This window comes from Amycolatopsis sp. TRM77291, from assembly GCF_054166285.1.
Map to the genome: position 1 here is coordinate 4,656,083 of NZ_JBSZHF010000001.1, position 21,256 is coordinate 4,677,338.

The window sequence follows — 21,256 nt, forward strand, 5'->3', positions numbered from 1 at the left end:
ATCAGGCACCCGGTCGCCTGACGGCGAGCACGGCGAGCCCGCACAGCACCACCACACCGATCGCCGCGACCACGGCGAGTCCGGTGGTGAAACCGTGCCCGCGCTGGACGAAGGTGCCGACGCTGCCGAGGACGGCGACCCCGAGTGCCAGCCCGAACTCCACGCTGGTCTCCGACAACGCCGACGCCGCACCGGCCCGGCCCGGTGGTGCCGCGCCGACCACGATCTCCGTGCTCAGCGCCATCACCGGCCCCAGGCCGAGGTAGATCAGCACGAGACCGGCGACCAGCGGCGCGATCCCCTCTTCGGCCGGCGTCAAGGCCAGCACGCCGAAGCCGAGTGCCGACACGACCAAGGACGACGCGAACAGGCGGTGGGCCGGGATCCGGCGAGCCAGCGCCGGAGCCGCGACCGACGTGAAGACCATCGCGACCGCGGAAGGCACCAGCCACATCCCGGCCGCGATCGGAGACAGATCGGCTTCCTGCTGGAGGTAGAGCGCGGCGAACAGATAAATCCCGGCGACGCAGGCGAGCGCGGCGAGAAGGACCAGCAGCGCGTTCCGGAACGGCCGCGCCGCGAACAACCGGAGGTCGACCAAAGGCACGCTCAACCACCGCTGCCGCCGCAGGAACACGATTCCGGCGCCGCCGCCGAGCAACAGCGCGGCCCCGCCCGCCACCACCGACCCGCCCTCCGCGAGATGCTTGATGCCGTAGACGATCGGAAGCACGGTCGCCAGGGACAGGCCCACGCTCGCGAGGTCCAGCTTGCCGGGCTCGGGGTCGCGGTGCTCCGGCAGCAGGAACGGGCCGGCGATCAGCAACAGGACCATCACCGGGACGGCGAGCAGGAACACCGAACCCCACCAGAACCACTCGAGCAGCAGCCCGCCCGCCACCGGACCGAGCGCCACTCCGCCGGACAGGCCGGCGGACCACAGTCCGATCGCGACACCGCGCTGACGAGGATCACCGAACATGTTCCCGATCAGCGCGAGGGTGGACGGCATGAGCGTGGCACCGGCGATGCCGAGCAACCCGCGAGCGACGATCAGCAGTTCGGCCGACGGCGCGTGGGCCGCCAGTACCGAAACGACCAGGAAGGCCGCCGCGCCGATCAGCAGCAGCCGTCGCCTGCCGATGCGGTCGCCCAGCGTGCCCATGGTGACGAGGAAACCGGCCACCAGGAAGCCGTAGGCGTCGGAGATCCACAGCAGCTGGCCTGGGCTCGGGGCCAGCTCGGCGGAAAGACTGGGAAGCGCCAGGTAGAGCACCGTGGCGTCCATGGACAGCAACGCGGTCGGCAGGACGAGCACGGCGAGGCCGAGCCATTCCCGTGGCCCCGCGGAGATTTCGAGTTGTCGGTCGGGCATGCCTCGACGCTAAAGTCTCACATAGATGTGAGAGTCAAGGGCGAGTTGCGGAGGGGCCGTGCGCATCAGCGAACTGGAACGCAGGACCGGTGTCAGCCAGCGTCTTCTGCGCTATTACGAGGAACAAGGACTGCTGCGGCCCGAACGTCTCCCGAGCGGCTATCGCGTGTACGCCGAAGCCGACGTCACCACCGTCGAGCACATCCGCAACCTCCTCGCCGCGGGCCTGTCCACCACCACGATCGCCGATCTGCTGCCCTGTATGGGTTCCGACGGCGGCAGGCTCATCGCCGACTGCCCGGAGCTGGTGGTGGACCTGCATCGGGAACGCGCCAGGCTCAGTTCCGCGATCGCCGAACTGACCACCGCCCGCCGCACCCTCGACCAGGTGATCGCCACCGCGCCGCCCGCCGTCGAGCACGAGGCCGCCCGGCTGGGCGGCCTCGGCTAGGACGGGCTCACGGGCGGCAGCGTTCCGCGGTCGCCGCGGCCGTCTTGAGCTCGGGAGCCCCCAGGATGGCCGCGACCGGGTCGAGCGCGCCGTGCGTGTCCTTCTGGGCGGCCATGAGCCCGTCGACCGCACGGCCTTGCGCGGCGGTGTCGTCCTTCCCCGCCGCGTCCAGATCCGCCTTCGCTTTCACGGTCTTGTCGCGTGCCGAGGTGTACTTCGCGAGGAAGTCCCGCTTCGCCGTGTCTCCGGCGGGAACCGGCGCGGCGGGCAGCGCGCTGAGACCGTCGACCGTCTTGGCCAGGATCCCCGCGTAGTGCCCGAGTTGCGCGCTGGTGCTCTTTTTGATGGCCTCGACGGTCTCCCCGCTCGCCGACGGCATCGTGTTGTTGCCCTCGACGAAATCCTTGACCGCGCCGCAGAAGCCGTTCATCCAGGCCACCGCCGCGGCCGGATCCGCGGCGGACGGCGAAGGCGCCGCCTGCCGGGCGGCCGGTGCCGGATCCGGCGCGCAACCGGCCAGCACGGCCGCGACCAGGACGATCCCCGTGGCGACCGATGTCTTGTGGGCAGCACACATTTCCGTTCCCCTCTCCCCCGGCTGCTGTTCCCGCCGGTGCGAGGACGGTGACACGGCGGCGCGCACGCCGTCTGCGTCATCTGACGCACAACGAGGAGACCGGTAATTCCGGCGACGTGGACGCGAGCGCTCTGTTAGCTTGGGCGAGCACTCCCGGTGCGCGGGTAACGGTTACTTCCTCTTTCACAGGAGAGACGCGGGTTCGAATCCCGCCGCGGGCTCCGGCCCGCGTCGACCAGCGGCCAAGGTCACTTTCGTCACCGTCACCGACTATTTCTCGGGAGCCCACAACTTCAGATGTGCCCGGTGCGCAGGAGACGGATACTTCACCGTATTCCAAGGGTCGCGGGTTCGAGCCCCGCCCGGCAGGCATCCTGCCGGTAGCTCAATCGGTAGAGCATTGGACAAGCACCGTCGCCGACTTTTTCTCGGGCCACATCCGGAGTCGAAGCTCCCCTCGAACGAAACGAGGGTCGAGGTGTCGAAGTTCAACACCGCGGGCACCCGCCCGGCGACAAGCTCACCGATCGCCGGTGAGCGGAGCCCCGGCGGCGTCACCCACGAAGGCGGGGACGGCTATCGGCGGGACACCAGGTCCGAGCTGTTCCTGCTCGCCGTCACCAACATGGTCGGCGAGAACACCTTCTACGAGACGGGCGACGAGCGCGACACGCGTTACGCCGCCCTCGTCCGGAAGGCCGCACTCGCCGATCCCGAGTGGACGGCGCGGTTCCTGCGCTGGCTCCGCACGGAAGCGAACATGCGTACCGCCGCGATCGTCGGCGCCGCCGAATACGTCCGCGCCCGGCTCACCGCCGCGACGGACGACCGGCCGTACGCCGCCACCACCGCGAACCGCGCCGTCGTCGACTCCGTGCTCCAGCGCGCCGACGAGCCGGGCGAGCTCCTCGCGTACTGGACCTCCCTGTACGGCAGGAAGATCCCGAAGCCGGTCAAGCGTGGCGTCGCCGACGCGGCCGTGCGGCTCTTCCACGAAAAGTCCTTCCTCAAGTGGGATTCCGACGCGCGCGCCTTCCGGTTCGCCGACGTCCTCGGCCTGGCCCACCCGGACCCGAAGGACGCGGCGCAGGACGCCCTGTTCAAGCACATCGTCGACGTCCGGTTCAACCCCGGCCGGGAGATCCCCGTCGAATTGCCGGTCCTCGGCGCCCGCGCGGAACTCATGGCGTGGGACGAGGAGAAGCGACGCGACCTGTTCCGCGGCCCCGAACTCGACACCGCGCGGTCGGTTCTCCGGCAGGCGGGTATGACGTGGGAGTCGCTGGCAGGCTGGCTCCAGGGCCCCATGGACGTGCGGGCGTGGGAAGCCGTGATCCCGGCCATGGGCTACATGGCGCTCCTGCGGAACCTCCGGAACTTCGACCAGGCGGACGTGTCCGACGAGGTCGCCGAGCGGGTCGCGGCGCGCCTGGCCGATCCGGAGCAGGTGGCGAAGTCGCGGCAGTTCCCGATGAGGTTCCTCTCGGCGTATCGGGCGGCGCCGTCGCTTCGCTGGTCGTACGCGCTGGAAAAGGCGATCTCCGAGTCGCTGTCGAACGTGCCCCGCCTCACCGGGCGGACACTGATCCTGGTCGACACCTCGGGGTCGATGAACGCCGGTTTCAGCAAGGACGGAACGTTGATGCGCTGGGACGCGGCCGCGATCTTCGGGATCGCGCTCGCGGCCCGCTGCGAGACGGCGGATGTCGTGTCGTTCTCGAACGGCTACTACGGCGGCACCGGTTCGAAGGACTTCGAAGTCCGCGGCGGCGAGTCGCTGCTGCGTGCGCTTGACCGGTGGAAGAACGGTGGCTACTTCATCGGCGCCGGCACCGACACCGTCGGCGCGGTCCAGCGGCACCTGCGTCCGGAGCACGACCGGCTCGTGATCCTGACCGACGAGCAGCACTCGGCGGGCAACGTCGACGAGGCGGTGCCGAGGGACACGGCGCTGTACACGTGGAACCTCGCGGGCTACCAGCACGGCCATTCGACGTCCGGCCACGGGAACCGGCACACCTTCGGCGGCCTGACCGACCAGGCCTTCCGGATGATTCCGCTCCTCGAAGCGGGCCGGAGCGCCGACTGGCCGTTCTGACCGCTGGGCGGGACCGTCCTCATCGGACGGTCCTGCTCGGTGGCCGCCTTGTGCGCTCAGGCGTTTCGGGAGCCCGCCGCGTGTCCTGGTGGGCCGGGTCGGGCTCGAACCGACGGCCAAGGCGTTATGAGTCCGCAGCTCCGGCATGTCAGCCAGTGTCGTCGGATGCTGAATTCCACCGGTTTGCGCAGGTCAATGCCAGTTCGGGCCCGGCCGAGTGCCGCTGTGTGTCGGCCTGTATCGGGCTCTACGTCGGCAACTGAGCCCAATCGGAGACGACGTGCCGCCCATTCGGCAGCACCTTTTGCCGCCAGCAGGACCACCATGCCCTCGCCGCTCATCGGCACGGCATCCCCTCCCGCATCGCCGGCCCCCAGCCACCCCAAAATGATCAAGACACTCCCGTCATCCTGCACCGCGACATCCATCGCCCAGCTGAAGGAAGACTTCATTGCTGGCAACGTCTCCACCGCTTCCGCGCCGTCATGGCCCTCGCACTCACATCCTGGGTGGTCACAACGGCGACGCCGTCACCAGCACCAAGCCACTACCAGCGATGGCACCACGTTCACGAACTGCAGCTGGAGCACCAAGCAGATTGAGGAACTTTCCCCATCGGACTGCCGTACGGACGATGTGACCTGCACTTTTTCGCTGTGGCGAAAAAGCTTGGCGAGGACGGACCACTGCGGCCTACCGTCATCGGAGCGTCGAGGAGTTCACTGGCAGCTCCGGAACTTCTCTCTGGCGCGGTAGAAATTCCTTTCACATCAGGAGGTATCGCATGACCACGCTGAAGTTCACTCTTGCCCGACTCACCGGCCGCGCCACGATGGCCGGTTTCTACAGGTACTGAGCCGACAGGTAGTTCTCGTACCACGGTAGTCGAGTGCGGTGGGCGCCCACCGCACTCGACNATCAGGAGGTATCGCATGACCACGCTGAAGTTCACTCTTGCCCGACTCACCGGCCGCGCCACGATGGCCGGTTTCTACAGGTACTGAGCCGACAGGTAGTTCTCGTACCACGGTAGTCGAGTGCGGTGGGCGCCCACCGCACTCGACGCGAACACTCGATTGTCGCCGCATTCGAAGGGGAGATCGGAATGCTTCCGCCAGGACCCAGGGGAAAGCTGCTGAGCGGAAATATTTCCGCGTACGAGAAAGACCGGCTAGGTTTCATCGTCGAATCCAGCCGTGAGTTCGGCGACGTCTGGATGTTCGACCGGCGCATCGCCGTCGCGGCGGCCCCGGGAGCGGCCGACGAGGTCTACCGCCGGACGTACCAGGATTTCGTGCCGGATCGAAATTTTCTCCACCGCAGGCAGAAAGAAGACCCTAAGCTCCAGGAGCAGTGGGCGCATTCCCGGGCGTCGCGGATGCGTGGCATGCGGCCCAAGGCGTTGCAGGCCAAGGTTCCGATCCTGGCCGGCGCCATCACCGAGCACCTCGATACGTGGGCGGCGGACGGCACGCTGGACGTCGTGCCGGACATGCGCAAACTGACCTCACAGCTGGGAGCTCGACTCTGTTTCGGGCAAACCGACGCCGCGATCGTGGCGGGCGGCGAGCAGGATCTGTTCTGGGCGCTGCTACCCGTCATCGCCAGCCCGGTGGATGTACCACCGTGGGTGCCGACCCGGCGCAACCGCAAGGTGGCCGCAGCCAACCGAGAACTCGAACGGCGGATCCAGACGGTGATCGATCGGCGCCGCGCCGAGCAGCGGTCGGCCGAGGACGATCTGCTCAGCATCGTGATGACGCCCACCGGCCGGTCTGGTCAGCTGGACGACCAGCTGATCTGCGAGACGCTCATCGCCACAATGCTGGCCGCCCAGGGCGCGCCGGCTCCGGGCATGGCGTGGATCTTCCATCTCCTGGCCGAGTATCCCGGCGTTCAGGACCAAGTGGCGGCCGAAGCGCTACGCGTACTGCCGGACGGTCCGGACATTCGGTGGGAGCAGTCGGGGAAACTGACGTTCACGGAGCAGGTCGTCAAAGAAGTACTGCGGCTGTGGCCGCCCAACTGGCTGTCCGGACGGCAGGTGGTGCGACGCACGATGGTCGGGAAGTACGACGTGCTGCCCGGCATGATGATGATGGTCGCCCCGTATGTCATCCACCGCGATTCGCGCTGGTTCAGCGATCCCGAGACGTTCAAGCCGGACCGCTGGAAGAAGGGCGGGGAGACCGAAGACCTGCCGGGGTGTGCGTACGCACCATTCGGGGCCGGACCGCTGATCTGCATGGGCCTGGCCTGGAGCATGATCGAGATGACCTTGCTGACGGCCATGGTCGTGCGCAGGTTCCGCATCAACGCGGTCCCCGGATGTGTCGTCACGCCGGATGCCAGCAGGGAGATCACCCCGAGCGGGCTGCGGCTTCGGTTCACCGAGCGCAAGGGCTCCCTTGGCAGAGGGCCGTCCGCCCGGCAGGTTGAGGCAGCCGAGTGACACGCGGGCCGACGTACGGCGACGTGCTGCGCAATGGCGAGTTCCGCGCGTTGTTCGTCGCACACGTCGTGTCGATCGCCGGAGACATCCTCAGCAAGGTGGCGGTGGCGGTACTGGTCTACGACCGTACCGGCTCCCCGTTGCTGACCGCAGCCGCAACCGCAGCGGGCTTCCTGCCCAACGTATTGGCCATCACCACGTTCGCGGCCATCGTCGACTCCCTGCCGCCCCGGCGGGTCATGATCCTCGGCGATTGCGCGCGTGCGTGCTGTGTCGTGCCGATGATCCTGCCGGGCATGCCGACAGTGATGTTGCTCGTGTTGGTCTTCTGCTCGGGTACGGTGGCCGCGGTCTTCCGGGGCGCGCGCCAGTCGGTCCTGCCTGATCTGCTCGGGCCGGAGGGCTATGTCATCGGACGCTCCCTGATGTCGATCACCGTCCAGGTCGGACAGGTGGTGGGATTCGGTTTCGGTGGGCTCCTGCTTCTGGCGGTCACACCACGCACCGCGCTGGCGATCGATGCCGCCACGTTCGCGTTGTCCGCCGTCGTCGTCGCGCTGGGGATGAGGCCACGACCGGCTATGTCGGTGGAGCGTCCGAACGGCACGGTCAGGCGGACTTGGAGGGGCAACAGAGTCATCCTCGCTCGCCCGAGGCTGCGCCGATTGCTGGCTCTGCAGTGGGTTCCCGTTGCCTGCGCGATGAGTCCGGGGGCGCTCGCCGCGCCCTACGCCGAGCACCTGGGTGCCGGGACCGTGGCGGTGGGGTTGCTGATGGGCGCACCGGCGTGCGGCATGGTCCCCGGCGACATCCTGGTCGGACGATTCCTGAGCTCACGCCGGAGACAGCGGCTGGTCCCGTGGCTGACCGTCGGCATGTGTCTTCCACTGTGCGTGCTGGTCGTGGATCCTCCGCTCCCGGTCGTCCTCGCCGCGCTCGTCGTCGTGGGCGCGGCGAGCGCCTACACGATCGCCGCGGACCAGGTGTACGTAGAGAACCTGCCCGAAGGGTTACGCGGGCACGGAATGGTTCTTGCGGGGGCTGGGCTCATGCTGAGTCAAGGAGTCGCCATAGGGCTGATCGGTATGGCCGCGCAGATCGTCGAACCACAGATCGCCGCCGCGGTCGCCGGGCTGCTGGGTTGTGTCGGCGGTCTGGCCGCGCTACGTGGGCGGCCGTATCTGTCCGAAATCGCCGGGCCCGCGTCCACGGCGCCGCGGCTGAGAGGAGCCGACCGGTGAAGGCCGCCTACAACTTCGTGACCAATGTGGACGGATTCACACCGCAGAATCTCGTCCACATGTGTCTCGACTACTTCGACCAAGAGTCCCGCGGATACGACGATTTCGACGCCGGAACGACGAAACGCCGGCTCTACTGCGACGCGATCGACCGTCTGGTGATCGAGCGGCTCGCGCGGCTGGAGTCACCGTGCCGGGTGGTGAGTTTCGGATGCGGCACCGGTCGGCGCGAGGTGAAGATCGCCGCCGCACTCGCGACCCCGGCCGAGCTGACCGGCATCGAGAACGCCCCGGGGATGATGGCTCGTGCGGCGCAGCGTGGGATCCGGACGGCGCCGTCCCTGGACGACCTCGATGATTCGCCGCCGGACAGGATGAGCGCCGCGCTGTGCCTGTGGTCGTTCGGGCACCTGCCGACCGTCGAGCTGCGACTCGCCACCTTGCGCGGACTGTTCCGGCTGCTGCGAGACGATGGGGTGCTACTACTGGACGTGTTCAACCTCCATGACCGGCACGAGTGGGGAACACACCTCCTCGACGCAGGACTCGGCGAGCGGCGCGACGTCATCTACGGGAAGGCGGGCCGGCGGGCCACAGCGTACGTCCACTACTTCTCCCTGGGAGAGATATCGGTCCTCGCGGAGAGGGCTGGATTCGTAGTCGAAACGGTGCGCGCCGTCGGGTACGGGCAACACCCGGGCCGGCTCGACGTGCCGTGGGACGAGGGAAGCCTGTTCCTCGTCTGCCGGAAGCCCCGGCAGTCCACCGAAAGAAAGGCGCTCACACTCTATTGAGGAACGAGGTAAACGAGCCGGTCGGGGCGTTTGCCGCCGTGCCGTGGTCGCGACTTCACTGGACACGAACGACCAGCGAGGCCTCCCGCGTCCGAAGATCTTCGCGGCGCGTCCCTTGTTGCAATCCTCGCTGGCCACAGACGGCCAGCGCTGCTCGCGCCGCTACCGGATCACCTACAGCACAAGGCATTCGTTGCGATCCTCACCGGCCGCGGACGGCCAGCGCTGCGCCATAGCAACGTGCTTGCCGCGCTGTCGGACATGTTGCGATCCTCGCTGGCCGCGAACGGCCAGCGCTGCCCTGCACGACCAGGAACTGGCGTGGTCGAGCAGTCCGGCCTCGGGATAATGCCGGCAACCTCGGAGGACATACGGCACTGGGTCAAGTTCTGGGCATGACTCTGAAGCCAACCAAGCCCTACCTTGGAATCTCGCCTCCGTGGCGACATCCCCGACACTTGACCTGAATCACTGAATGCGTCAATACCGAACACCGTCGAGGCCCGCTGTTGCACGCAACCGCGGCTGGATGGTGCTTAGCCGCGGTTGCGTTCGTGTGCCTTGGTCAGCACGCTCGACAGTTTCGAGACCTCCTCGTCGGCGCCGCTCAGGTCCGGCGCGACGAGCTGGACGGACGTAAATCTCCCTCCGCTGCAGGTTTGTCCGTTGATGGCTTTGGGGTTCTCCCGAGTGGGAATCAGGTTCACGGTGCGGGAGCTGCCGGCCGGTAATCCTTGAACCTCCAGCAGCATAGAGAACATTTCACAGGCACGATCCGACGCGATCTCCTTGCCTGAGGCGATCAGGTCGCGAGCCGCTTCCAGTTTGCGAGCCGTCTCCGGATCGTCGAGCAGTCCCGCCCTCTTCACCTGCTCGATCGCAGCGGGCAATTGCGTTGCCCACGTTCCGGCTGACGCACCGATCACCTGGACGCGCCCCCCGGCAGGCGTCTCCCAATGACACGCTGGCAGCCCGCCGACAGCCAAAGCCTTCGGATCGGACACCTCTCCGGTGAGCATCGACAGCTCAGCCGGTGCGAGAAGTGCACACAAAGCGTCTGGAGTGGACGCCTTGGTATCCGGGTCAGCGGACGACGGGGCCACGCTCTCGGCGACCTTGCCTTGCGGCGCTGAACCAGACTTGTCCGACGAACACCCAACTAGCCATAGCATTGCCGACGCGGCGACAACCACTGCGATTCGGCCGGCTCTCAGATAGCCGAGGCACTCTACGTTTGGCATCTTGCGCTCATCTCCCCCATCCAAAGTGAAGGGAGGCTACCAGGAGTGCAGTTGCGAACAGGCTGGGAGCGTGTGGGCGGACACGCGAAGAGGATGATCACGTGTCCGGCGACCACCCATGAGCGAAGTGACGCCGACAGGGGCGGAGTCGCCCTCGCGGGCACACCGCCGCGGACAAGATCCTGCCCAGACTCGCCGACCGCCTGAACCGTTCTCCAGCAACGGAAAACTGTCGCCAACGAGGTCGAGTAGATCCTCGATACCCCCCAGGTCCTGCCCTCGATGCCCGGCATCGGCCTCAGGACCGCCACCCACATCCTCCGCGAAATCGGCGACGCCTCCGGATTCAAAACCTCCGGGCACCCCGCCGCCTACGCCGAGACCGCCCCGGTCATCCAGCTCTCCGGCAGTTCGATCAAGGGCGAACACCCCGCCAGAACGGCAACCGCAGACCCAAACGTTCGCGGCCCTGTCCAACCCGGCATCGGAGGAATCGATCGCCTCGCGCACCTCAAGCGCTCAGAGCACCCCCTGAACGTCAGGCATGGGGTTCCTCGGTTCTGCGCGGCGCAGCAGCTCTGGTGCCGCCGCAGCATCGAAAACTTGACGATGCTTGTCCGCCGTCATGATCCGTGACGCGCGCAGCGGATCGGCGAACTCCGCGTGGATGTCGACCCACCACGCTTCATCCCCGAACTCCTGGCGATCAACATCTCACACAAACCCTTGCGCAAGGCCACCGAAGACCTCCATGCCGTCGGTGAACCTCGGCGCCGTCTTCGGCCCGCTGGCCGTTCCGCACTCCTGGAACACACCGAAAGAATCCAGCTGGGAGTGCTCGCCACCAACCGGCTCCACAGAGAGCACTTCTCCCACTATGGGCACGCCGGATCAAACGGAGACATAACGGAGCCCAGTCGCGATTGACGCCGAGGCGAAATTGCCGCCGAAGGACCAACATTCCTACAGGTCGACAACGATTTTTGATGTGGTGGGCCGGGTCGGGCTCGAACCGACGGCCAAGGGATTATGAGTCCCCTGCTCTAACCAACTGAGCTACCGGCCCCAACGGTGCCCTGACACCTCCGCGGGAGCCGTCCCAGCCCGATCAGCGGGTTTGCGAACGCACAGAAGTCCCAGTTCGCTCCAAGTTATCACAGCGCTCACCTGCCACGGTCGCCTAGGCCGATCAGCTGGTTTCCGGCGCCGGGCCATGCCGTCTCGTCTAAGTTTCAGGGACCAACGCCGGGCGGCGCGCCGTCCGGGCCCAGCGGGCAGGGAGGCGCTCGTGGCGAATCCGGTCGCCATCGGGCTCGGTGTCATAGCCGTCCTCGTCGCCGTGGTGTTACTGAGGGCGAGCATCCGGGTACTGCGGCGAGCCGGTCTCCGTATCGACGCGATCCTCGCCGAAGAGCTGGACGACCGGCCGCCGCCGCGGTAGGCCGGTCCTTTTTGGACTGTCAGCCGCCCGCCGGCGGGAACAACCTCGACGTGGTCGGCTGCGAAATCGGCGCGCCATAGGCCGCGAAACTGAACCAGATCGTCCCACCGGCCTTCGGCGTGGTCTGGTCGAACATCGCCCGCACCTGGAACGTGGTCGCCGTGTACGAACCCTGCACCGTGTTCAGCATGTACGCGTTGAACTGACCCGGCGTGTTCGCCGAGACGACCACCACCGCCGGGACCGCGCCCAGCGCGTGCTGCACGGTGCACATCCCGGCGCCGTCGGTCACGCACGACGTCTCCGCGGCCTGCACGCTCGGCGACGGCGACGGGCCCACAGCACCGGAAGTCCCGGCGAACACGGTGCCCCCGGCCGCGGCGACGGCCAGCCCCGCCACGGCGAGCGCGGCCTTCTCTCTGATCCTCATTCGTTCTCCCTCGCTCGGAACCCGAAAGCAAGGGTCGGCGCCCGTGCCGCGATCGTTACGCCACGCCGAGCCGCCGCAGCGCCGGTCGCCACCGGTTCCCGCCGGTGGCCAGCCCCAGCGCCACCAGGCCCGCGCAGTATTTGCTCACCGACTGCTCCCGGATCCGCAGTTTCGCCAGCGCCTCGGTGACGCTGTTGCGCTCGGAAGCCGACTTCACCTCCATCAGCACCAGATCGCCCCCGGCGGCGAGGCTCCGCGAGCCCGAACGCCACACCAGCGACGTGTCACAGGTGATCCGCGCGTCGGCGGTGACGAGGGTGGTCCGCCGGTAGTCGGTGACCAGCGCGGGAGTCAGCGGCCGTGGCGCAGGCCGGCCGTAGGCGGCGGTGAGCGCGTCGTCGAGGAACGTCAGCGCGGGCGCGGTCAGGCCGTGTGCCGCCTCGGCCGGGTGCGGACGGCGCACCTTGACCGTCTCGTCGCGCTTCCCGCTGACCTTGAGCTCGCAGTAGGTGTCGGCCGAGTCGGTGTAGGTCCGGGTGCGGATCTTGAACCGGCGCCGCCGGTCCTGCCGGTGTGCCCGGTAGATCGCGAGATCCGGCGTGTCGAAATACGTCGACGAGTAGCCGAACACCCGTTGCCCGTCGATCTCCAGGCAGCGCGGCGACAGCACCCCGGTGACGGCAAGGAAGTCGTTGAGCGGCAGGACGTACTTGCGGTCCGTGCGGCTCATCAGCCCGCTCGTGGCGACGACTTCGGCCAGCGACAGCGAAGGAAGCCCTTTCGCCACCGCCGCGACGGTGGCCGTCCCGCGCCCGCTCACCGGTGCCCCGCCGGGGCGCCGTGGACGACCGCGGCGGCGTCCGGGCGGAACCGGACGTCCACGACGGTCACCTCACGGACATAGTCCACTTCGGACACACTGTGCCGCACGACCGTGCCGCCGAGCCGTGCCCGCAGTTCCATCAGCATCGTCTGTTCGTCGGGATAGACGGTGTCGAGCACGACCGTGCGCCGCTGCGGGCCGCGGGTGCGCGACGGGTGGTCCGCGACGTACATGACGCCGAGCAGCAGGACGTTGAAGACCGCGACGATCCGCCAGTCCGCGGACGGCAGGCCGTTCACCAGCCCCAGCACCAGAGCGACGAAGTAGTACGCGACCTCCTGCTGGCTGATCGAATCCGACCGCAGCCGGATGATCGACAGCACGCCGAAGAGACCCAGCCCGAGCGCGCTCGCGGTCGACACGGAAAGCAGCACCGCGACCGAAACGCAGACGCCGACGTTCAGCGCGAGATAGGCGCAGGCGAGGTCACCGCGGTGGTGGCGACGGGCGTAGATTCCGTAGGCGAGGATCACGGCGGCGACGAGGTCGACGGCGAGATGAAGCAATGTCGTGGTCATGAAAACCACTGTGACGGCACAAGAAGAGACCGCCGTGAGAGCCGGATGAGAACCGTCTCATCAGGACTCACCGAGCCGATACCCCATGCCCCGCACGGTTTCGATCCGCTCGGCGCCGATCTTCCCGCGCAGGTACCGGATGTAGACGTCCACCACGTTCGACCCGGGGTCGAAGTCGAAGCCCCAGACCCCGCCGAGCAGCTGCTCCCGTGACAGCACTTGGCCGCGGTTGCGCAGCAAGGTCTCCAGCAGCGCGAACTCGCGGGCGGTGAGGTCCTTCTCCTCCCCCGCCACCGAAACCTTCCGTGTTCGCAAGTCGAGCGAGAGCTCCCCGGCGCGCAGCACCGCCGGTTCGGCTTCGGCATTTCCCCGTAGCCGCAAGCGGATCCGGGCCAGCAGTTCTTCGAACGCGAACGGTTTGGCCAGATAGTCGTCGGCGCCGCCGGACAGCCCGGCGACGCGGTCGACGACGCTGTCCCGCGCGGTCAGGATGATCACCGGCACCGTCCGGCCGGCCGCCCGCAGGGCCCGCAGCAGATCCGAGCCGTCCAGATCCGGCAGGCCGAGATCGAGGACGACCAGGTCGTGCGCGCCGGTCAGCGCCTCGGTCAGCCCTTCGGAGCCGGTCTTGACCCAGCGGGTCGCGAAACCCTGCGCCCGCAGGCCCTTCTCCACGAACGCGCCGATCCGGGCGGAATCCTCCACCACCAGCACACTGGTCACCGGTCCACACCTTCCGCGACGGGGATCTCGATGGTGAACCGCGCGCCTTCGCCGGGCGCGGTGTCGAGCAGGACACGGCCGCCGTGCGCTTCGGCGATCGCGGCGACGATCGCCAGGCCGAGCCCGGCGCCGTCGTCGCCGCTCGAGTTGCTGCCGCGTTTGAACCGTTCGAAGATCCGGCTTCTGGATTCCGGCGGGACTCCCTCGCCGCTGTCGCGGACCCAGAGCCGCGCCGTCGTCGCGGTCACCTCGGAGCCGAGGGCGATCTCCTGGCCGGGAGTTGTGTGCCGGACGGCGTTGGAGACCAGTTGCAGCAACGCCTGCGCGAGCCGCTGGCCGTCCGCGCGGACCTTCACCTCGGCGACCGCGTCGAGCCGCCAGACGCGGTCGGCCAGCGGCCGCGATTTGGCGAGGGTTTCGACGGTGAGATCGGCGAGGTCGGTCTCACCGGGGGTGAGGAAATCCGGGTTGCCGGACTTCGCGAGGACCAGCAGGTCGTCCACGATCCGTTGCATACGCCCGAGTTCGTCGAGGACCAGATGCCGGGTGGCGGCGTTCTCGCCGGGGTCGTCGCCCATCAGCTCGATATGGCCGCGGACGATGGTGATCGGCGTGCGCAGTTCGTGCCCGGCGTCGTCGATGAACTCGCGTTGCCCGGCGAACGCGCTTTCGAGCCGGTCCAGCATCGTGTTGAAGGTGCGCCCGAGCGCGGCGACGTCGTCCGAGCCGCGGACCTCGATCCGGCGCGAAAGATCGGTCTCGCCGATCTGCTCGGCGGCAAGGCGGACCTCCCGCACCGGGGCGAGGATGCGGCCGGCGACCAGCCAGCCGATCAGCCCGGCCAGCACGAGCGCGGCCCCGGACATCGCGGCCATCACGCCGACGACGTCGTTGATCTCGCCGGCGGCGTGGTCGACGAACTCGACGATCACCAGCGCGCCGCGGCCCGGCGAGCCCTCGATCGTCACCGGGACGACGCCGTACCTCGCGGATCCGACCGCGGTGGTGACCGTGCCGTACGCCGGGCTCGTCGCCCGCGACAGCTCGGTGACGAACTTCGGGTCGGTGTCGAGCCGGACCGGCGGCTCGATCGCGCTCCGCCTCGACGCGGCACCGTCGCTGATCGAGAAGAACGTCTCGTACTTCTCGGGCAGGTTCCGTTCCAGGTGACGGCCGAGGACCGCCTCGACGGTGGCGGGCTGCCCGGCCGGGCGGGCGTCGGGCGACGCGAGGAAGGCCCTGAGCTTGCCGGTCTCGTGGGCGATCTCGTTGTCGAGACGCTGGTCCAGCTGGTTGTGCAGGACGGTGCGGGTGGCCAGCAGCGATCCGGCGAGCGCGAGCAGCACGACCAGCAGGACCCACGCGAGGATCCGGGCGCGGGCGCTCACCTGGCCCGCTCAGTCGTCGAGGTCGAAGTGGTCATCGGCGTCATCAGGGTCATCATCGACGTCGTCGTCGTGCCCGGCCAGCCGGGGCGGGACGACGGCGGGCGGCGCCCCCGCTTCACCCGGGCCGGTGACGGCCCGCCCGGCCGGGGCGACCACCGCCGGGCCGAGATCGGGTGGCGAGGCCGCGGTGGCCGCGATGACGGCGAACGTGCCGGCGGCCGCCACCACGACGGCGGCGACCCCGGCCAGGACGATGATTCGGACTCGCATACCACTCAGGTTGCCCGGCGTGGGTGAGTCACCGATGAGGGCTCGATGAGAACTTTCTCATCGAGCCCGCGCCTCACCGGTGCGCGTGCGGATACTCCGGCGCGCGGTGCTGGAAGGCCAGGATGTCGGGATTCCGGATCGTGCCTTCGCCGATCTCGATCGCCCGATCGAGGGTTTCGTCGGCGGCCCAGGCGGATGGCCCTCCGAGGACCTGCTTCAGATGCGGCAGCAGGGCGCCGCTGATCTCCCAGGTCGCCGAGTCCCACAGGTAGGACGGGCTGTGGTCGACGGCGTAGTAGGTGACGCCGCCGACCGGGAAGGCCGGTTCGGTGAAGGTCGTCGGCTTCGCCCAGCTGAACCCCATTTCCTCGTCGCACGAAACGTCCACGATCAGGCTTCCCGGCTTGAACGCGGCGAGGTCTTCCTCGACGAGGAACGTCAACGGGGCGTTGGTGTCCTGCAGTACGCAGTTGACGACGATGTCGTGCCCGGCGAGGAACTCGGCCACCGGGACGCGACCGTGCTCGGTGATCGCGTGACTGCGGCGGAGGTCGCCCGTGCTGTGCACTTCGTGGTCGAGATGCACGATGTTCGCCGAGTGGATCGGCGAACCGACCGCGGTGACGCCGCGATGGGTGAGGACGTGCACGTCGTGGATCCCGTGCGCGTTCAACGCCGTCACCGAACCGCGCGCCGTCGCGCCGAAGCCGATCACGACCGCGCGGAGACGACGGCCGTAGTCGCCCGTCGAGCCGATCAGCTGAAGCGCGTGCAGCACCGAGCAGTAGCCCGCCAGTTCGTTGTTCTTGTGGAAGACGTGCAGACCGAAGGAACCGTCACCGCGCCAATGGTTCATCGCTTCGAAAGCGATGAGGGTCAGCTTCCGGTCGATGGCCAGCTGCGTGAGCTTGTCGTCCTGGACGCAATGCGGCCAGCCCCACAGGACCTGCCCCGGCCGGAGTTCGGCCAGGTCTTCCGCGAGCGGTTTGGCGAGGAGGATGACGTCGCAGTCCGCGATCAGCCGCTCACGGGAGCGCATCCCGCCGACGAGGGGCGCGAGTTCCTCGTCCGGGACGCCGAAGCGTTCGCCGTATCCGGTTTCGAGGAAGATGTTCTTCCGCAGTCCGGCTTCGATCCGCTCGACATGTCTTGGATGGATCGGAAGCCGCCACTCGTTTTCTTTGCGCGAGCGGGAAATGACGCCGAGAGTGAGCTGGTCCACTTGGGGCCCCTTAACTAGACCTTCAGTCTAAACTCAGGGTCCAGGCGTAGACTCGGGGTGTCCGAGAGCATCTCGTGCGCAGGCGTTCGAGCCGGCGTCGTCCTCGGCCCCATCCGGCCGCTCGGCCCGGGACGGAGCACCGCCATGACGACGGTCTCGCACAGGAACACCGTTGCCCCTCCGAAACCTGTCGCCCGCCTGCGCCTGAAGCCCAAAGCGGCCGTCACCGGTCACGTCGACGGCGCGTGGTGGCCCGCCTCCCGTGATCTCGCCGCGGAACTGCCGTTCCTGCTGGTGGTACTGGCCGTCCAGCTGGAACACGTCGAGCGCGTGACCTACAACCTCACGGCCTGGCCGTCCACTCCCCGCCGGCTCGTCGTCGAGAGCGGGAAGGTCCGGCTCGAAGGGTTCCACTCGCAGCACACCGACACCGTGACGGTGATCGGCACCGCGGGCAGGCGGCGGCTGACCCTGCTGGTCGTGCCGCCGGAGACCGAGCCGGGCCTCGCGCACCACTTGTTGATGACCGCGGCGCACCGGGACAACGTCGACGACATCGAGACGCTGCTCACCGGCGAATGACGGCAAAGCGTCATTTGAACGCCGCCGCGTTGCGCGCCGCCCAGTCGGCGAAGGTGCGCCCCGGCCGCCCGAGCACCGTCTCGACGTCGGGGCTCACCCGCGCTTCGTCTTCGGTCGGTTTGCCGAGGATCGAAAGCGTGGCCTCCACGACCACCGGCGGCATGAACTCCGACATCGCGGCGCGCGCCTCGTCTTCGCTCAGTTCGGTGAACCGCAGCGGCTCGCCGAGCGCGTCGCCGAGATCCGCCGCCTGCCGCCGGGGCGAGATGGGCTCGGGTCCGGTGAGCACGTAGGTCCGGCCGTGGTGGCCGGTCTCCCGCAGCACGGCCGCCGCGACGTCGGCGATGTCCGCCGGGTCGATGACGGGCAGCGCGACATCGCCGAACGGCGCGGCGACGACCCGGTCGGCCCGGATCGCCGGCGCCCACTGGAAGGCGTTCGACGCGAAGCCGCCCGGCCGCAGCACTGTCCACTTCNGCCGGTCTCCCGCAGCACGGCCGCCGCGACGTCGGCGATGTCCGCCGGGTCGATGACGGGCAGCGCGACATCGCCGAACGGCGCGGCGACGACCCGGTCGGCCCGGATCGCCGGCGCCCACTGGAAGGCGTTCGACGCGAAGCCGCCCGGCCGCAGCACTGTCCACTTCGGACTCGCCGCCTTGACCGCCTCCTCGAACGCGGGCGCGTGCCGCCCGGTCCCGACCCCCTGGGACGACAAGAGCACGATCCCGGCGTCACCGGCGGCCGCGACGACCTCCGCGACATCGCCGCCCGCGGCCATGAATTCTCCCGACGTCAGAAGGAAAACCCGGTCCGCTCCGGCGAAGACCTCTTTCAGTCCTTCGGTCCGGGCGAGATCGGCCCGCACGGTCCGCACGCCGTCCGGCACGTCCGACGGCGAGATCCGGCGCGACACCGCCGTCACTTCTTCTCCCGCGGCGACAAGGTTTTCCACCAGCAGCCGTCCGACGTTCCCGGTCGCTCCGGTCACCACGATCATGATCACTCCTCGGTTCGCGTTTCGTTGACGCGACCGAAGCTACCTTCCCGGAGATAGTAGGTACCTAGAGGAAAGTAATGGGTTCGTGAGCGCGATCACAACTTCGCGGGCGCGAGCGTCCGCTTAGGGTCGGGCCCATGCCCGAAACCGCACTCGGCCCGCTACGCGTCCTCGACTTCTCGCGGGTGCTCGCCGGCCCGTTCGCCACGATGCTGCTGGCCGACCTCGGCGCCACGGTGATCAAGGTCGAACGGCCGGGCACCGGCGACGACACCCGCAGCTGGGGCCCGCCCTACGACGCCGCCGGTCAGGCGACGTACTTCCAGTCGGTGAACCGGAACAAGACGAGTGTGGCGCTGGACCTCGGCGATCCGGACCACCTGGCCCAGGCCCGCGCGCTCGCCCTGGAGGCCGACGTCGTGGTCGAGAACTTCCGGCCCGGCGTGATGGAGCGGCTCGGGCTCGGCCCGGAGGTCCTGCTGGCGGCGAACCCCGGTCTCGTCCTTTGCTCCATCACGGGTTTCGGCTCCGGCGGCGGCGCCGCGCTGCCCGGTTACGACCTGCTCATCCAGGCCGTCGGCGGGCTGATGAGCATCACCGGCGACCCGGCGGGCGAGCCGCAGAAGGTCGGCGTCGCGCTCGTCGACGTCCTGGCCGGGCTGTTCGCGAGCGTCGGCATCCTCGCCGCCCTGCGCCATCGCGACCGGACCGGGCAGGGACAGCGGGTCGAGATCGACCTGCTGTCCAGCCTGCTCGCGGCGCTGGTCAATCAGGGCAGCGCCTACACCTCCGGTGGGACCGTCCCGGCGCGGATGGGCAACCGGCATCCCAGTATCGCGCCCTACGAGCTCGTCCCCTGCGCCGATCACGAACTCGCGCTCGCGGTCGGCAACGACCGTCAGTTCGCGGCGTTGTGCGAGGTCATCGGGCTGCCGGAGCTCGCGGACGACGCCAGGTTCGCGACCAATCCGGCGCGCGTCGAGCATCGGGCCGAACTCCGCGCGCTGCTCGAAGACCACTTCGGCAAGCGTCCGGCGGCCGAGTGGGCGGCGGAGCTGAGCGCGGCCGGGGTGCCCGCCGGGGAGGTCAACGACGTCGCGGGCGCGTTCGCGCTCGCCGAACGGCTCGGGCTGAGCCCGACGGTCGATCTCCCGCGCCCCGACGGCACCTCGGTGCGGCTGACCCGCAACCCGATCGGGTTGTCGGCGACGCCGCCGCGCTACGAAACCGCGCCGCCGGACGACCCCGGCCAGCTCACTCTCCCCTTTCCCGGCTGGAGCTGACGGGGAGCCGTCAGCGGGCTGTCAGTGCTTCGTCAACACCGGCCGCGAAGCTCCGGGCATGACGAACAGGACAGCCCTCATCTCCGGCGCCAGCATCGCCGGGCCCGCCCTCGCCTTCTGGCTCTCCCGCCAGGGCTACGCGGTCACCGTCGTCGAGCGGTCGCCTGAACTCCGCGCCGGCGGCCAGGCGGTCGACTTCAAGGGCGCCACCCACCGCTTCGTGCTGGAGCGGATGGGCGTCCTCGACGAGATCCGCCGTCACCAGACCGGCGGGCTCGACCAGACCATCGTCGACGCCGGGGGACGGCCGCTCGCCGTCCTTCCCGGCGAGTTCACCGGCGGCGACGTCGAGATCCGGCGCGGCGACCTGGCCCGGATCCTCTATGAACGGACCGAGCGGGACTGCGAGTACGTCTTCGGCGATTCCATCGCTTCGCTGACCGAGACGGCCGACGGCGTCGACGTCACCTTCGAACGCGGCGCTCCGAGGCGCTTCGACCTCGTGTTCGGCGCGGACGGCATCCACTCCACCGTGCGACGGCTGGCGTTCGGCCCGGAAGCGGACTACGTGAAGCACCTCGGTCACTACTACGCGCTGGTCGAGACCGGCGAGACCGACGGCGGCCCCGCGGTGATGTACAACGAGCCCGGCCGTATGGCGGCCACCGGAGGGCCCAAGGCGAACGCGTTCTTCGTGTTCGCCTCCCCCGAGCTCCGCTACGACCGGTACGACATCGAGCAGCAGAAGGAGATCTTGACCACCGCGTTCGACGGCGGCGGCTGGCGGCTGCCCGAACTGATGGAGATGGTCAAGCGCTCGGACGACGTCTATCTGGACGCGATCGCCCGGGTCACGATGGACGGCTACTCCACCGGGCGTGTCGTTCTCCTCGGCGACGCGGCGTACGGCAACACGCTGGCCGGCTTCGGCAGCGGGCTCGCCGTCGTGGCGGCGTATGTCATCGCGGGCGAGCTGGCCGCGGCCAACGGCGACCACGAACCCGCCTTCCGCCGGTACGACGAGAAGTTCCTCCGCTACGCCAAGGTGACCCGCAACGCCAACGCCGGCCCGTTCCTCGCGCCGCCGACGAACCTGCGGATCAAGCTGCGCGACCAGATGTTCCGGCGACGGCTCCTGCTGCGCTCGATGCTGTGGATGACCGACAAGCTGGCCACCGACATCACCCTCGACGAGTACCCCGCGCTCGCCCGGCTGGGCTGAGCACGCGGTTTCGGCGTGCGCGGTCCTCGATGCCATGTTCGGCTGGACGAAGTTTCCCGCGTGACG

General features: G+C 68.7%; 19 protein-coding genes, 3 tRNA genes and 2 pseudogenes. 12 read left to right on the forward strand and 12 right to left on the reverse strand.

All coding sequences use genetic code 11. The features are described 5' to 3' along the window. Position 1 precedes the first annotated feature (1 nt). The gene (locus ACXIZN_RS21485; protein WP_457956488.1) at positions 2-1,375 is read right to left on the reverse strand and encodes an MFS transporter; all 1,374 of its coding nucleotides are present in this window, start codon (positions 1,373-1,375) and stop codon (positions 2-4) included. A gap of 58 nt (positions 1,376-1,433) precedes the next feature. On the opposite strand from ACXIZN_RS21485, the gene ACXIZN_RS21490 reads away from it, so the two are divergent. Beyond that, a complete protein-coding gene (locus tag ACXIZN_RS21490; protein ID WP_457956490.1) occupies positions 1,434-1,826 on the forward strand; it encodes a MerR family transcriptional regulator in 393 nt (130 codons plus the stop codon). A 7-nt stretch (positions 1,827-1,833) separates the two neighbouring features. On the opposite strand, the gene ACXIZN_RS21495 is transcribed toward ACXIZN_RS21490, so the two are convergent. Then, positions 1,834-2,403, reverse strand: a complete 570-nt coding sequence (locus tag ACXIZN_RS21495; protein ID WP_457956492.1) for a hypothetical protein — start codon at positions 2,401-2,403, stop codon at positions 1,834-1,836. Between the two features lie 158 nt (positions 2,404-2,561). On the opposite strand from ACXIZN_RS21495, the gene ACXIZN_RS21500 reads away from it, so the two are divergent. The 6 genes from ACXIZN_RS21500 to ACXIZN_RS21525 all read left to right on the forward strand — a co-directional run bounded on the left by ACXIZN_RS21500 (position 2,562) and on the right by ACXIZN_RS21525 (position 8,988). Next, a tRNA-Ser gene (locus ACXIZN_RS21500) sits at positions 2,562-2,624 on the forward strand. A gap of 3 nt (positions 2,625-2,627) precedes the next feature. Then, positions 2,628-2,775: transfer RNA gene (locus tag ACXIZN_RS21505), tRNA-OTHER, on the forward strand. 106 nt (positions 2,776-2,881) lie between these two features. Then, positions 2,882-4,501 carry a TROVE domain-containing protein gene (locus ACXIZN_RS21510; RefSeq protein WP_457956494.1) on the forward strand — a complete coding sequence of 540 codons (1,620 nt, stop codon included), beginning with the start codon at positions 2,882-2,884 and terminating at the stop codon, positions 4,499-4,501. Positions 4,502-5,543: 1,042 nt separating this feature from the next. Beyond that, positions 5,544-6,953: a cytochrome P450 gene (locus ACXIZN_RS21515; protein ID WP_457956495.1), complete on the forward strand. Its 1,410-nt coding sequence runs from the start codon at positions 5,544-5,546 to the stop codon at positions 6,951-6,953. After that, a complete protein-coding gene (locus ACXIZN_RS21520; RefSeq protein ID WP_457956496.1) occupies positions 6,950-8,194 on the forward strand; it encodes an MFS transporter in 1,245 nt (414 codons plus the stop codon). The genes ACXIZN_RS21515 and ACXIZN_RS21520 overlap by 4 nt, the downstream gene beginning before the upstream one ends. Beyond that, positions 8,191-8,988 carry a methyltransferase domain-containing protein gene (locus tag ACXIZN_RS21525; protein WP_457956497.1) on the forward strand — a complete coding sequence of 266 codons (798 nt, stop codon included), beginning with the start codon at positions 8,191-8,193 and terminating at the stop codon, positions 8,986-8,988. Before ACXIZN_RS21520 ends, ACXIZN_RS21525 begins: the two co-directional genes overlap by 4 nt. Positions 8,989-9,524: 536 nt before the next feature. Here the strand turns inward: ACXIZN_RS21525 and ACXIZN_RS21530 are convergent. Next, positions 9,525-10,007: a hypothetical protein gene (locus tag ACXIZN_RS21530; protein ID WP_457956499.1), complete on the reverse strand. Its 483-nt coding sequence runs from the start codon at positions 10,005-10,007 to the stop codon at positions 9,525-9,527. Between the two features lie 380 nt (positions 10,008-10,387). Between ACXIZN_RS21530 and ACXIZN_RS21535 the strand changes: the two are divergent. Further along, positions 10,388-10,670, forward strand: a pseudogene (locus tag ACXIZN_RS21535) (transposase); the annotation flags it as partial. Between the two features lie 548 nt (positions 10,671-11,218). Here ACXIZN_RS21535 and ACXIZN_RS21540 read toward each other — a convergent pair. Continuing rightward, positions 11,219-11,295, reverse strand: a tRNA-Ile gene (locus ACXIZN_RS21540). Positions 11,296-11,517: 222 nt separating this feature from the next. Between ACXIZN_RS21540 and ACXIZN_RS21545 the strand changes: the two genes are divergently transcribed. Continuing rightward, complete coding sequence (locus ACXIZN_RS21545) at positions 11,518-11,670, forward strand: hypothetical protein (RefSeq protein WP_457956501.1); 153 nt, start codon at positions 11,518-11,520, stop codon at positions 11,668-11,670. Positions 11,671-11,689: 19 nt separating this feature from the next. On the opposite strand, the gene ACXIZN_RS21550 is transcribed toward ACXIZN_RS21545, so the two are convergent. From ACXIZN_RS21550 to ACXIZN_RS21580, 7 genes are all read right to left on the reverse strand, one after another. After that, entirely contained in the window at positions 11,690-12,100 is a 411-nt protein-coding gene (locus tag ACXIZN_RS21550; protein WP_457956502.1) for a hypothetical protein, read from the reverse strand. A gap of 55 nt (positions 12,101-12,155) precedes the next feature. After that, complete coding sequence (locus tag ACXIZN_RS21555; protein ID WP_457956504.1) at positions 12,156-12,920, reverse strand: polyphosphate polymerase domain-containing protein; 765 nt, start codon at positions 12,918-12,920, stop codon at positions 12,156-12,158. Next, positions 12,917-13,501 carry a DUF4956 domain-containing protein gene (locus ACXIZN_RS21560; RefSeq protein ID WP_257488181.1) on the reverse strand — a complete coding sequence of 195 codons (585 nt, stop codon included), beginning with the start codon at positions 13,499-13,501 and terminating at the stop codon, positions 12,917-12,919. Before ACXIZN_RS21560 ends, ACXIZN_RS21555 begins: the two co-directional genes overlap by 4 nt. 60 nt (positions 13,502-13,561) lie before the next feature. Then, complete coding sequence (locus ACXIZN_RS21565; RefSeq protein ID WP_457956506.1) at positions 13,562-14,224, reverse strand: response regulator transcription factor; 663 nt, start codon at positions 14,222-14,224, stop codon at positions 13,562-13,564. After that, positions 14,221-15,612, reverse strand: a complete 1,392-nt coding sequence (locus ACXIZN_RS21570) for a sensor histidine kinase (protein WP_457956507.1) — start codon at positions 15,610-15,612, stop codon at positions 14,221-14,223. Before ACXIZN_RS21570 ends, ACXIZN_RS21565 begins: the two co-directional genes overlap by 4 nt. A gap of 9 nt (positions 15,613-15,621) precedes the next feature. After that, on the reverse strand, positions 15,622-15,882 hold the full coding sequence (locus ACXIZN_RS21575) for a hypothetical protein (protein ID WP_457956508.1): 261 nt from the start codon (positions 15,880-15,882) through the stop codon (positions 15,622-15,624). A gap of 73 nt (positions 15,883-15,955) precedes the next feature. Beyond that, on the reverse strand, positions 15,956-17,104 hold the full coding sequence (locus tag ACXIZN_RS21580; protein WP_457956509.1) for a N(5)-(carboxyethyl)ornithine synthase: 1,149 nt from the start codon (positions 17,102-17,104) through the stop codon (positions 15,956-15,958). 144 nt (positions 17,105-17,248) lie between these two features. On the opposite strand from ACXIZN_RS21580, the gene ACXIZN_RS21585 reads away from it, so the two are divergent. Further along, complete coding sequence (locus ACXIZN_RS21585; RefSeq protein WP_457956511.1) at positions 17,249-17,686, forward strand: DUF5994 family protein; 438 nt, start codon at positions 17,249-17,251, stop codon at positions 17,684-17,686. 10 nt (positions 17,687-17,696) lie between these two features. Here ACXIZN_RS21585 and ACXIZN_RS21590 read toward each other — a convergent pair. Then, a pseudogene (locus ACXIZN_RS21590) lies at positions 17,697-18,685 on the reverse strand (NAD(P)H-binding protein). A 137-nt stretch (positions 18,686-18,822) separates the two neighbouring features. Between ACXIZN_RS21590 and ACXIZN_RS21595 the strand changes: the two are divergent. Together ACXIZN_RS21595 and ACXIZN_RS21600 are read left to right on the forward strand one after the other, a co-directional pair. After that, entirely contained in the window at positions 18,823-19,968 is a 1,146-nt protein-coding gene (locus ACXIZN_RS21595; RefSeq protein WP_457956512.1) for a CaiB/BaiF CoA transferase family protein, read from the forward strand. A gap of 58 nt (positions 19,969-20,026) precedes the next feature. Next, on the forward strand, positions 20,027-21,190 hold the full coding sequence (locus ACXIZN_RS21600) for an FAD-dependent monooxygenase (protein ID WP_457956513.1): 1,164 nt from the start codon (positions 20,027-20,029) through the stop codon (positions 21,188-21,190). Positions 21,191-21,256 lie beyond the last annotated feature (66 nt).

Excerpts from the sequence above, each read along its gene's own strand:
- ACXIZN_RS21585 (WP_457956511.1), top strand. The coding sequence starts at position 17,249 with ATGACGACGGTCTCGCACAGGAACACCGTTGCCCCTCCGAAACCTGTC.
- ACXIZN_RS21575 (WP_457956508.1), bottom strand. The coding sequence starts at position 15,882 with ATGCGAGTCCGAATCATCGTCCTGGCCGGGGTCGCCGCCGTCGTGGTG.
- ACXIZN_RS21600 (WP_457956513.1), top strand. The coding sequence starts at position 20,027 with ATGACGAACAGGACAGCCCTCATCTCCGGCGCCAGCATCGCCGGGCCC.
- ACXIZN_RS21595 (WP_457956512.1), top strand. The coding sequence starts at position 18,823 with ATGCCCGAAACCGCACTCGGCCCGCTACGCGTCCTCGACTTCTCGCGG.
- ACXIZN_RS21560 (WP_257488181.1), bottom strand. The coding sequence starts at position 13,501 with ATGACCACGACATTGCTTCATCTCGCCGTCGACCTCGTCGCCGCCGTG.
- ACXIZN_RS21495 (WP_457956492.1), bottom strand. The coding sequence starts at position 2,403 with ATGTGTGCTGCCCACAAGACATCGGTCGCCACGGGGATCGTCCTGGTC.
- ACXIZN_RS21485 (WP_457956488.1), bottom strand. The coding sequence starts at position 1,375 with ATGCCCGACCGACAACTCGAAATCTCCGCGGGGCCACGGGAATGGCTC.
- ACXIZN_RS21530 (WP_457956499.1), bottom strand. The coding sequence starts at position 10,007 with ATGCTCACCGGAGAGGTGTCCGATCCGAAGGCTTTGGCTGTCGGCGGG.
- ACXIZN_RS21550 (WP_457956502.1), bottom strand. The coding sequence starts at position 12,100 with ATGAGGATCAGAGAGAAGGCCGCGCTCGCCGTGGCGGGGCTGGCCGTC.